The 11629-nt window shown below is 50.2% G+C and carries 14 protein-coding genes; 8 read left to right on the forward strand and 6 right to left on the reverse strand.

The window, feature by feature from the left end; genetic code table 11:
• Positions 1-56: 56 nt before the first annotated feature.
• The 6 genes from M2277_RS10395 to M2277_RS10420 form a co-directional block, all read right to left on the reverse strand.
• Complete coding sequence (locus tag M2277_RS10395) at positions 57-491, reverse strand: DUF6376 family protein (RefSeq protein ID WP_036643928.1); 435 nt, start codon at positions 489-491, stop codon at positions 57-59.
• A gap of 155 nt (positions 492-646) precedes the next feature.
• The gene (locus M2277_RS10400; protein ID WP_280754722.1) at positions 647-1144 is read right to left on the reverse strand and encodes a hypothetical protein; all 498 of its coding nucleotides are present in this window, start codon (positions 1142-1144) and stop codon (positions 647-649) included.
• Positions 1145-1361: 217 nt separating this feature from the next.
• Positions 1362-2012: an amino acid ABC transporter permease gene (locus tag M2277_RS10405; protein WP_006207889.1), complete on the reverse strand. Its 651-nt coding sequence runs from the start codon at positions 2010-2012 to the stop codon at positions 1362-1364.
• A gap of 42 nt (positions 2013-2054) precedes the next feature.
• Positions 2055-2714, reverse strand: coding sequence for an amino acid ABC transporter permease (locus tag M2277_RS10410; protein WP_006207890.1), 660 nt, complete (start codon positions 2712-2714; stop codon positions 2055-2057).
• A gap of 128 nt (positions 2715-2842) precedes the next feature.
• The gene (locus M2277_RS10415; protein ID WP_006207891.1) at positions 2843-3652 is read right to left on the reverse strand and encodes a glutamate ABC transporter substrate-binding protein; all 810 of its coding nucleotides are present in this window, start codon (positions 3650-3652) and stop codon (positions 2843-2845) included.
• A gap of 82 nt (positions 3653-3734) precedes the next feature.
• Entirely contained in the window at positions 3735-4484 is a 750-nt protein-coding gene (locus M2277_RS10420) for an amino acid ABC transporter ATP-binding protein (RefSeq protein ID WP_036643923.1), read from the reverse strand.
• A gap of 170 nt (positions 4485-4654) precedes the next feature.
• Between M2277_RS10420 and M2277_RS10425 the strand changes: the two genes are divergently transcribed.
• From M2277_RS10425 to M2277_RS10460, 8 genes are all read left to right on the forward strand, one after another.
• Positions 4655-5836 carry an acyltransferase gene (locus M2277_RS10425; RefSeq protein ID WP_076151208.1) on the forward strand — a complete coding sequence of 394 codons (1182 nt, stop codon included), beginning with the start codon at positions 4655-4657 and terminating at the stop codon, positions 5834-5836.
• A 194-nt stretch (positions 5837-6030) separates the two neighbouring features.
• Positions 6031-7671: a cellulase family glycosylhydrolase gene (locus M2277_RS10430; RefSeq protein WP_006207894.1), complete on the forward strand. Its 1641-nt coding sequence runs from the start codon at positions 6031-6033 to the stop codon at positions 7669-7671.
• A gap of 28 nt (positions 7672-7699) precedes the next feature.
• Positions 7700-8164, forward strand: a complete 465-nt coding sequence (locus M2277_RS10435) for a pyridoxamine 5'-phosphate oxidase family protein (protein WP_280754723.1) — start codon at positions 7700-7702, stop codon at positions 8162-8164.
• Between the two features lie 303 nt (positions 8165-8467).
• Positions 8468-8668: a cold-shock protein CspD gene (gene cspD, locus M2277_RS10440; protein ID WP_006207896.1), complete on the forward strand. Its 201-nt coding sequence runs from the start codon at positions 8468-8470 to the stop codon at positions 8666-8668.
• Between the two features lie 96 nt (positions 8669-8764).
• Positions 8765-9001 carry a cold-shock protein gene (locus M2277_RS10445; protein WP_006207897.1) on the forward strand — a complete coding sequence of 79 codons (237 nt, stop codon included), beginning with the start codon at positions 8765-8767 and terminating at the stop codon, positions 8999-9001.
• Between the two features lie 190 nt (positions 9002-9191).
• On the forward strand, positions 9192-9365 hold the full coding sequence (locus M2277_RS10450) for a hypothetical protein (RefSeq protein ID WP_006207898.1): 174 nt from the start codon (positions 9192-9194) through the stop codon (positions 9363-9365).
• Between the two features lie 304 nt (positions 9366-9669).
• On the forward strand, positions 9670-10665 hold the full coding sequence (locus tag M2277_RS10455; protein ID WP_036643917.1) for an ABC transporter permease: 996 nt from the start codon (positions 9670-9672) through the stop codon (positions 10663-10665).
• A 22-nt stretch (positions 10666-10687) separates the two neighbouring features.
• Entirely contained in the window at positions 10688-11569 is an 882-nt protein-coding gene (locus M2277_RS10460; protein WP_006207899.1) for a carbohydrate ABC transporter permease, read from the forward strand.
• Positions 11570-11629: the final 60 nt, after the last annotated feature.

The raw sequence follows: 11629 nt of genomic DNA on the forward strand, positions 1-11629 counted from the left end.
CACAGGAACCCCTGCTCATGAAGAGCAGGGGTTCCATGTCTTAATGTAAGGCACCATCACGGCTGAAGATTTTGGAGTTTATCCATGGTTTCGTTTATTTTATTGATGGTCTGAGCGATGTTGGAGTTCTGGAAATCGGTGACCCCGTTCTGGATTTGATCCATGTAGCCGTTAATGTCCGTTAGCAAAGTGTCGTTTAATGCGACAAGCTGTTCATGGATCGTCTGCGCAAAGGCAGGAGCTTCAATCCCGTTAAACTCCGAGATTCGGGTTTTCATCGCTTCAAGTTCCTTGGTTAACGTTTCCTGAGCGTCTGCATTTGTTGCAGCCTGTTGTGCGAGCTCCGGAATGGACTCGGCGAACTGGGCAGCCTCATTCATAAAAGTGGTTGCTTCTTGAGTGTAATCCAGCGAATTGTTCACATTGTCCACCAATGAACAGCCGGAGAGGACACCCAGAACAAGTGAAATTAACAATAATCTTTTGATCATCTCTCATCCTCCTGTATAAACAGCAAGTTCTTATAGGTTGTATACGGATGACTCAGACAATGGTTGTATTTTTTTATAAGGATGAGGCTGGGGGTTTCCTGGTAAAAAAGGCGGACAGCTGGATTTCCGAGGAATGGGTTAGCGAGAGAAGGGGGTTAGATTTTGCCCAGCAGATCGCGGATCCATTCCATGAAAACTTGAAGAAGACCGTCAGGCCTTGGATTACCGGATGATTGGACGAGCTTCTCCGGCAGAATGCCTTCACCCAAAGCCGTAACGTCAACGGATGAGGAAAGACCGGTATTTCCGCATAGACGGGGTGTGAGTCTCTTCTCGCTCTTGTCCACGAATACGATATATTCTTTGCCCGGCTCGAAGGATTCCCAGCCATTGGAATACAGCTTGACGGTGGAGGAGGTATGCTCTCCTTTCCACCATTCGGATACCTGAAACTCATAATGGGTTTTGGACATGTCGGCTTCGGGGTTAGATGAGGTCAAGGTGCCCCTAAATACCGCGTCTGATATTTTCAACTCCTCGGTAACCTCTCTAGGCTCGGCACAAGATAGCGCAGAAACGTCGGTGTTATCGATGCCAAGCCATAATCCGACAACGAGGGACAGACTGACCGCAATGAGGATGCCCTTTTTCATTTTGGAGTGCTCCTTTTTTTGGGAGATGGATACATATGTAGACGTGTCCGATAGGGGCATTGTTGCAGCCTTATGAAAATGATAAGGGAGTGTAACTGTTTCACGCATAAGCCAAATACTCCGCAAGCCGGCCGGCCTGCGGAGCTGGATGGAGTTCATTCCCGAAAATCGGTTGGTGGTCAATAACGATAGTATGACCCAAGAACTGAAATCAGGGTTAAATTTGCCTGGCTTCCAGCTGTTTGGCGATGATGGACAGAAGATAATTCAGCGTGAAGTACAATAGCGATGCAAAGACAAGGGCCGGTATAACGTAGGAATAGCTGGAGCCGCTTAGAATCTGCACGTTACGCATCAGCTCAGGCAGCGAGATGATGACAGCGAGCGAAGTATCCTTAATGAGCGAAATGAACTGGCTGACCATGGGCGGGGACATTCGGCGCAGTGCCAGCGGGAGAATCACATGCCTCAATGTCTGCATATAAGAGAGACCCGAGGCCCGTGCCGCCTCGATCTGGCCTTTATCTACCGATACAAGACCGCTGCGGACAATCTCCGCTATCATGGCCCCTTCGAAAATGCTCAGCCCGACCACAGCCGCCCAAAAGGTTGGAATGCGAATCCCTGTCTGCGGCAGCACCATGCCGATGAAGAAAATGATCAGCAGCAGCGGCAGGTTGCGGATTATATCCACGAAAAAGGCCGTTGTCCGTGATAGGAAGGGGGTTCGCGTATACCTTACAGTCCCGAGTACGGTTCCAATAATGAAGCTGAATATAATCGATAAGCCGGCAACCTGCACCGTGATCCAAAAGCCTTGAAGGAGATATCGCAGATTCGGCCAGGAGTACGCACCGATAAAATCCATCTCATGCCACCTCCTGTTTAATAGGCGAACTTCGTGTTAACGTCAATTGCTTCTCGCAAATCGGCGCTCCATGTAGTGGACGGCCAGACTGAGCGGAACGGTCAGGAGAAGATAGAACAGGGCTACAAACGTGTAGACAGGTATGCCCTTAAAGGTGCTTAGATTAATAAGATCGGCATAATACATCAGATCGAGTCCTGCGATAACGCCCAAAACAGAGGAGTTCTTAACTAAATTAATCAATTGATTGCCGATAGCCGGGAGTACGATTTTGACCGCCTGGGGAAGAATGATGTAGCGCATGTTCTGGACATAACTCAGCCCGGAGGACCGTGCGGCCTCGGTCTGTCCTGACGGTACCGCCTGAATGCCTGCCCGAATGGCTTCGGCGATGAAGGCCGCTGTATACACCATCAATCCGAGCGTCCCTGAGGTGAACGGATCAACCGGCACACCCAGAGCAGGGAGACCCAGGAAAAAGAAAAATACAACCACCAGGAGCGGAATGTTGCGGATAAACTCCACATAGATGGCACCGATGGCCTTTAGTATGCGGAATGGGGCAATGCGCAGAATGGCAATGAGTGTGCCCAGCACCAAGCTGCCAATCAGCCCGAACAGGCTGGCCAGAATAGTCTGACCCAGGCCTGCCATGAATTGATCCCAATGCTCAACCAGAATGTTAAAATCCCACAAGGTCAAAATGCCTCACCTCCAATTGGGGATTAAAATTGATGGGCCGGTCGGAAGAGAAGGTCCCCTCCCTAAGGAAGATCCCTTATCATTAGAAGCAAGTCTTCTGGAACCGACCCGGCCATTACATGTGACAGTTATTCCGGTTTAACGCCCATCCACTGTTCGTACAGCTTGTCGTAATCGCCGCTGTCCTTCATTTCCTTCAACAACTCGTTAACGGTTTTCACAAACTCGGGATTCCCTTTCTTGATTGCCATGCCGTATGGCTCATCCGTAAAGTTGCCGCCGACCAGTTCAAAGCTGGGGTCCTGCTGCTGCATGCCGAGCAAAATCGAATTGTCGGTGGTCAGGGCATCACCCTGCCCTGCTTTGAGAGCGGTAAAGGCGTCCTGGTAATTCTCGAATTCCAGGATTACGGCGTCAGGGGCTTTCTCACGGATGTTCTGCGCGGAGGTGGAGCCCTTCACGGTGAGTACCTTCGTATCCTTGTTCAGGCTTTCGAGTCCTGTAATGGGGCTGCCCTTTTTCACCAGCAAGGATTGGCCAGCTTCAAAATACACATCGCTGAAATCCACCTGTTCCTTGCGTTCCTCCGTAATGGTCATGGTGGCGATAATGATATCGATGTCCCCGTTCTTGAGCATATCGATCCGCGTTTTGGAGGTAACCTCCTTCAGCTCGACTTTGGTTTCATCACCAAGAATCTTCTTGGCAAGCGCTTTGGCGATGTCGATATCAAAACCCTCCACATTGCCGGTGGCCGGGTCCTGAAGTCCAAACAGCTTCGTATCATATTTCACGCCCGCCACCAGTTTGCCCCGTTTCTTGATGGCATCCAGGGTGTCTGTATTGCCGGAGCCTCCGCATCCTGATGCGATCAGCATCATAATTAGCGACAGAATCGCCGCGCTCCATCGGAACTTCCTTGTAAACCTGTTCTTCATACTTCAGATCCCCCTCAAAGATATAATTTCTCACAGCCGGTTCTACTGAAAGCGGTTATGCTAGCCGTAACATGGTCGGCGGTTAGTGGTGCAGCAGACGACTCAGGAATGCCCGCGCTCTTTCTTCCCGCGGTTGATTGAAGAATTCGGAGGAAGCGGCATCCTCAATGATGCGCCCTTCATCCATAAAGACGACCCGGTCTGCGGCTTCACGGGCGAAGCCCATCTCATGCGTAACCACGGCCATGGTCATGCCTTGGTGAGCGAGCGAACGCATGACATCCAGCACTTCGCCTATCATTTCCGGGTCGAGTGCGGATGTTGGTTCATCAAACAGCATGATTTTCGGGTTCATCGTCAATCCGCGGGCAATGGCAACCCGCTGCTGCTGGCCGCCTGAGAGCTGGGAGGGATAGCTGTCCGCTTTGTCCGCAATCCCGACCCGCTGCAGGTACGTCATCGCTTTTTCCGTGGCTTCCGCTTTGGTCATTCCCAGCACCTTCATGGGTGCAAGGATGATGTTGTCGATTACCTTCCTGTGCGGATACAGATTGAAATGCTGGAACACCATGCCGATATCCCGTCGGAATTTATTAATGTCGATCTTTCGGTCATGAAGCTTGACTCCATTCACAACAAGCTCGCCATCGCTTATGCCTTCGAGTCGGTTGATGCAGCGCAGCAGCGTGCTTTTTCCGGAGCCGGATGGCCCCACGATGACAACGACTTCCCCCTGGGAAATGGTCAGGTCGATTTCTTTCAGAACATGGAAGGTTCCGAAAAATTTGTTGACTCGGCTGAATTCGATCAGTAGAAATCCCCTCCTATTCACTTTAAAATGACGCTGCAGGCATGTAAGCTTTTGTCCTGTCTTGGTGCCAGGCCCTTTTTACACTGGTATGGCAAAGGGAGCTTGTTCCATGCCACTTTTAGGAAAATTTAGTATCCAAGCGGTGGGGAGTGAGATATAATAGGGTGCGTCATTAGGATGAAGGAGGCAACATGGATAAACGTGCAAAATTGACCGAAATCGACCTGGTTCGGGGCTTTGCGATGATGGGTGTGCTGATGGTGCATGCAACTTCATTCGCCACAGTTCAGATGCGCGGGGACGATTTTTTTGGCTTATATAACTTCCTGAACATTTTTTCGAAGGTCGGAACGACAACATTTATTTTCCTGAGCAGCTTTGTGCTGTTCTATAACTATTACCATCGTCCGTTCAAGGGCAGCGATCTTGCGCGGTTCTTCAAGAACCGGCTGATGTATATTCTGGTCCCGTATCTGCTGTTCTCGATTCTGTTCTTTACCGTGGCCTGGTATCATCGCGGGGGCGAGTCGAATCTAGCAGCGATGCTGGAGAGCTTCTGGCCCAAGCTGTTGACGGGAAAATCTTACACGCACTTATATTTCATCTTCATTAACATTCAGTTCTATGTGCTGTTCCCGCTGGTGCTGATGCTGCTGAAGCGGTTCCGCGGCTTCGCGGCGTCGAGCGTGCTGGTGGGCATCGTACTGCAATGGCTGTTCTATCTCGGCAATGATGCCTGGTGGGACGTGACCAACCGCAACAGCTGGTCGCTGTCATTTTTGTCGTATTATTTTCTCGGGGCATGGATTGGCATCTATTATGACCGGGTAAAAGATTGGCTGACTTCAGCACAGGGGACCGCAACGCCAACGCTGCGCAAGCTGGGCTGGGTCGCGCTTTGGGCAGTGTGGCTGGGCGCCGCGCTGGTGCATATAGGTCTTCGATACAATCAGCGGCTGCTGGGCATGGAATATCACCCGCTGCTCTACGATGCGTTCTGGAATGTACACACATTAACGACTGCGCTGGTTATGCTTCAAGTAGCGCTGAGCTTCGGGAATAAGCGTGCGTGGTGGCTGAACGGATTCAGGCGGATCGGGGTATATTCCTTCGGTATTTATCTGGTTCATCCTTTGGTTTTGCTGATCTACCGGGATTTCCCTCCCCATACAGAGAACTCCTGGCTGCTGCTGGCGTGGTATGCAGGGGGGCTGGTCAGTGCGCTGGCCGTTTCGTACATGGTGGTATACAGCATCAGCCGCCTTGGCCGCTGGACATGGATCTTCTTTGGCAAGCTGCCGGGAAACCTGCGGCCGGGACGAGCTACGGGGTCACCGGTTCAGGCGCCGCCTCTTACAGAGACATCATCGTAGAAATCTGTGGATTTAATAAGGTGCTTTCCTCGGCAGGGGAGAGCGCCTTTTTCTTTTGGCTTCAGGTGGCGATATTTCAGAATGACTCCCTGATTTTCGGAATGAGGTTAAGCTGTCCGAATGTCATGTTATATTTTGTTTTAAACACAGGTCAACCACATTCGTTACATACATGAAAGCGAGGGAATGGCAATATGAGTGGTAGCAGAAATCAAATAGTAAGCGGTTTCATTAAGGCGGATGGCAAACGGATTATTAATGGGGATGGTCAGGAGATTTTGCTGCAGGGCGTCGGACTGGGAAGCTGGCTGTTGCCGGAAGGATATATGTGGAAGCTGCCGGAGCAGGGAGACCGTCCGCGGCGCATCGAAGGCATGGTCAAAGATCTGATCGGAGAGGAGAAGGCATCGGCGTTCTGGGAAACCTATTATGAACGGTATATCGCCGAAGCTGATATTCGGCAAATGGCCCATGAGGGCTACAACTCGATTCGGGTGCCAATCAATGCCAGGTTCATTATGGAGGAGGGGCAGCAGCCGCCTTTTGCATATCACGAAGGTCATTTGAAGATGATCGACCGGGTCATCGATTGGTGCAGGACGTATTCGCTGTATGTTATTCTGGATTTGCACGGCGCACCTGGCGGACAGACGGGTGCGAATATAGACGATTCCGAGCGGGATTTACCGGAGCTGTTCACCGACCCGCTGAACGCAACGCGTACCGTGGCGCTGTGGCGGATGCTGGCCGAGCGCTATAAAGACGAATGGATCGTTGCCGGTTACGACCTGCTCAATGAGCCGCTGCCGGATTGGTTCAGCGAGTACAATGACCGGGTGATGCCGCTGTACAAGGAGATCACCGCAGCGATACGCGAAGTGGACAAGCGGCATATGATTATTTTGGAAGGAGTGCACTGGTCTACGGACTGGAGTATTTTCGACGATAAATTTGATGACAACCTCATGCTGCAATTCCATAAGTACTGGAATAATCCCGATACGGAGAGCATTCAGAAGTATCTTGATCTGCGCGAGGAATGGAATGTGCCGATCTTCATGGGGGAGGGCGGCGAGAACAACCCGCAGTGGTACACGGGGGCATTTCGGATGTTCGAGGACCATAATATATCCTGGAACTTCTGGACTTGGAAGAAGATGAACACTCAAAACTCGCCGTTCTCGATCAGAATGCCGGAGGGCTGGGATCAACTGACGGGTTATCTGGAAGGTGGAGCGAAGCCATCTCCTGCCGAAGCGGAGGCTATTCTGGGCCAATACCTGGATCATCTTCCGCTGGAAGCATGTGATGCCTATCCGAACGTGTCCCGGTCCCTGCTGCGCCAGCTGCCCATACAGATCCCGGCAGAGTTTTACGGATATCGTGGTGAGGGCCTCTCTTACCATGTTGGAGCAAAGGCCAGGCAGGATATCGGCTTTCGGGTTCGTGACGGTGTTCCGATGCGGATGATTACAGGCAAGATGGAAAAACCAAGTTATGCGCCGGAAGGCGGCAAGCCATGGGTAGAGGATAACTTGGTATGCGTGCAGCTCCAGGAGGGGGATTGGCTCGCTTATGATGCGCTAAGCGCATCAGCAGGCGTCTTCGATCTGGACATTCGGGCGCAGCTTCCGACGGGTTCCGTAGACATCATGCTTCAGGTAGGGGAGCGGGAGCCTGAGGTAATCTCGTTATCGGAGTCCGGTGAATGGCAGTGGCAAATATATAAGCTGACTGAGGCTATGCCGGTCGAGGAAGGACCGGTCGATGTGGTGATGATGGTGAACAAAGGCGTAATCGAGCTGGATTGGCTGGAGTTCTCGGAATCCCGTTGAACTTAGATGGTAAAGGGGAGATGCGGCTGTGACAGAGCAGGCTGGTATATCAGAAGGGCTGTACCAATGGCTGGACGGCTCCGATCTGGAATCGAAGCAGGGCACGGCAATGATGCTGCTTAGTGTAACGGAAGATCTGTGGCCGCATACGGCGATGATAAGCGTAGGAGAGATTGTCGCTCTGGACCGGAGCAGGCTTAGACTTGCGCTCTGGCCGGGGACGCTGACAACCGGGAACCTTCTGCGCTCAGGTCAGGCAACCCTGGTGGCTATTCATGATGGAGCAGCCCACTATGTTCGGCTGCGGCTTCAGGCACTTCCCGATCTGCCGGATGCCCGGCATCCGCGGCAGCGTTTTGCCGCCGAAGTGGTGGCTGTACGCGAGGATATCGCGAAATATGCCGACATTCTCTCGGCGGTGAAGATCCAGCTCCACGACCCGGATGAAGTGCTGGGGCGGTGGAAGGAAACGATTGAGGAACTGCTCAAGTAAACGTTTCCTTGTGAAATAAAGGCTCTATATATGGCTCCTGGCATATGCCGGGAGTTGTATATGCCTCGCTGTGGTTAATCGGAATGATGCCGAATAAGGCAGCTTATAATTTTACGCAGAATCTTTTGGTTTGGTATTTGCTATCGGCGGCCAGATGTGTTAAGATATGAATATCGAAATCGACCTGAATTCACATATTGTAGAGGGTTGTCATTTCTGGTAACCTTGTGCAATATGTGAATTTTTTTATTCCGTCTGCGAAGAAAAAAGGTCATGTAAATATATATCAAGGAGGATTCCCCCATGCAAACAGGAACTGTTAAATGGTTTAATGCTGAAAAGGGCTTTGGTTTCATCGAAGTTGAAGGCGGTAACGATGTATTCGTTCACTTCAGCGCGATCCAAGGCGACGGCTTCAAAACGCTTGACGAAGGCCAACGCGTTGAATTCAACATTGTTGAAGGAAACCGTGGACCACAAGCTGAGAACGTTGTTAAATTGTAATTACAATTGAAAACTGCCCTTAATGTGAGACATTAAGGGCAGTTTTCTTTTATACGGCGTTTCTGTTTTCTAAGACGAAAATAAGGAGGAGCGTTCATGTATTCGCGTAAAAACTCGATGGAGAGTATTCCTGAAGAAATAACGGAAGTTTGGGCATGCACAAAGGAAGACTGCAAAGGGTGGATGCGGGACGATTTTGCGTTCGACACGGAACCGGTATGCCATTTGTGTCATTCCCCTATGGTCAAGGAATCGAGAAGTCTGCCGCAGCTTGTTAATACCAATAAACAACAGAAATCTCTGGCTAAGGGGATTCAGATCGAACGCAAATAGCAGCTAATACCTAGAGAAAGCGCTGGGCAAATACGAATTCTTCTTGAAGCTACCTTCGGATTTTATGGTAAATCCGTCTATTTCTGTTTCATTGGAAGGAGAATGGTTAGTAATATGTGTACCCTTAACATTCTGAGCTCAGAGTGATTTCGCAGCATAGGGGTCGCAAAATTCAAAGGAGTGAAATGTATTGAACACGCAAACCGAGGTACTGAAGCGAAACATCGACAACATGATCATTCAGGAGAACCAAGGCGGCTTGAACGATCAGGAGAAATTCATCATGCAGAAGCTGATGCGTGAGAAGTATCAACAGGAACACGAGAGTAAACAGGAACAGCGTGAGGAAAACAAAGAGGATTAATTGGGAAACCGTTTGATATACGTTGGAAAAAAGCGGATAATGCTGCTGACGTGATCGGTTAGATCACGGATAGCAGGATTCATTTGCAGGATTGAGGCATGAATGACAGCTCTTGAAGCTGCTGTTCATGCCTTTTTTTGTGTTATGGGGAGGACAAGGGCTCTCATCGAGGGAGTTTACCCGAAAAATGAGCCCCTTGAAACGAAATCTGAAACCTTACATGCAGGGAAAGTACGATCTACAATAGAAACATAGAGAATGTAAGGGTTTTCAATCTGATAGGATCAACTTGGAGGTCATAACCATGCAAAATCAACTTCATGCCGACGTTTCCGAAACCGGTGTCGGTCCATCGAGGGAACCTTCTGCGCAGGATCAGAAGAAACTTGATAGAAAAAGATGGCTCCGAAAGCTCTACGGTCAACGGCATCTTCAAATTATGGCACTGCTCGGCATTGTGTGGATGATCATCTTTAACTACATTCCCATGTACGGTGTCATCATCGCATTTAAAGAATTCAACATTGTGAAGTCCATTGGCGAGGCCCCATGGGTTGGGCTGGAGCATTTTAAGGAGTTTTTCTCGGACGAGGACTTTACGAACGTCATGCGGAACACACTCGGCATCAGCTTGCTGAAGCTGTTCATCGGTTTTCCGCTTCCGATTATCTTTGCGCTTTTCCTGAATGAGATTCGGTCTGTTCGCTACAAGAGAACAATCCAGACGATCTCTTATCTGCCTCACTTCTTGTCATGGGTTATACTGGGCGGCATTCTGATGACCTGGCTTGCCGACATCGGAATTATCAACAATATCTTGCTGGCTCTGAATATCATTGATGCGCCGATCACGTATCTGGCCGAACCGAAATATTTCTGGGGGATTATCATCACCTCGGATATATGGAAGGAGCTTGGTTGGTCTGCGATTATTTATCTGGCAGCCATCGCCAGCATTTCTCCTGAAATGTACGAGGCATCCACGATTGACGGTGCAGGACGGTTCCAGAAGATGTGGTACATTACGCTTCCAAGTATCAAATCGACCATCTCCATTCTTTTCATTCTGGCGGTCGGTGGTGTGCTCAATTCCAACTTCGATCAGATTTTGGTGCTGCGGAACTCGCTTAATGAAAGCGCGAGTAACGTAATCGATATTTTCGTGTACCACACCGGGATGCAGAACGGACGTTACTCCTACGCGCAAGCGGTCGCACTGTTCAAGTCCGTCATTGCTATTATCCTGCTGCTGATCGCGAACCAGGTTACCAAAAAGCTGAACGACACATCACTATTCTAACGGGAAGGGAGACGGGAATTCCATGCTTAAACGCAGAACCAAAGGCGAAGCCTTCTTCGATATATTCAACAACTTCGGCATGTTGATTGTATGCTTTTTGACGATATACCCGATCTGGTACGTGCTGGTGAATGCCTTCAACGACGGGCAGGATGCCATGCGCGGAGGTATCTACTGGTGGCCGCGGGTATTCAGCTTCGAGAATTTCAGCGCGGTGTTTCAGAGCTCCGGCATCATGACCGCCATGGGAATTACCGTGGCCAAAACCGTGATCGGCGTGTTGATCCACGTCCTCTTCACGGCAATGGTTGCGTATGCTTTCTCCCGCAAAGGCCTGATTGGCGGCAAGTTGTATATTCTGATGGGAACGGTGACCATGTTTTTTGGCGGGGGCCTCATTCCTACCTATCTGCTGATCAAGGACTTAAACATGCTGGACAGCTTCCTGGTATACATCATTCCGGCAATGTTCAGTTTCTTCGATCTGATCATCTTCATGACCTTCTTCCGGGAAATCCCGGATGGCCTGGAGGAGGCAGCAAAAATCGACGGAGCCAACGACTGGTCGATCTTCCTCCGGGTGGTGCTGCCAGTGTCTATGCCGGTTATCGCGACGATCGCGCTGTTTCATGGGGTGTTCCAGTGGAACGATTATTTCACCGGGGTTATCTACATTAACAATACGGATTTGCAGCCGATCCAGACGTATTTGTATAAGGTTGTGGCTCAATCCAGCTCCAACCAGATGATGGCCCAGGTTCCGGGCGGTGTTGCCAAGACGGTCACATCGCAATCAATCAAAATGGCGACCATGGTGGTGACCACTGCGCCTATTGTATTCGTATATCCGTTCCTGCAGCGGTACTTCGTCAAAGGGATGATGATTGGTTCCATTAAGGGATAAGTCGGTGTTAAGCTTTCCTCTCCCATCTTCCGGAGAAATCCGGGAGGAGAGAGATATACA

It is taken from the genome of Paenibacillus sp. LBL (assembly GCF_029893715.1).
GTDB lineage: Bacteria > Bacillota > Bacilli > Paenibacillales > Paenibacillaceae > Paenibacillus_AQ > Paenibacillus_AQ glucanolyticus.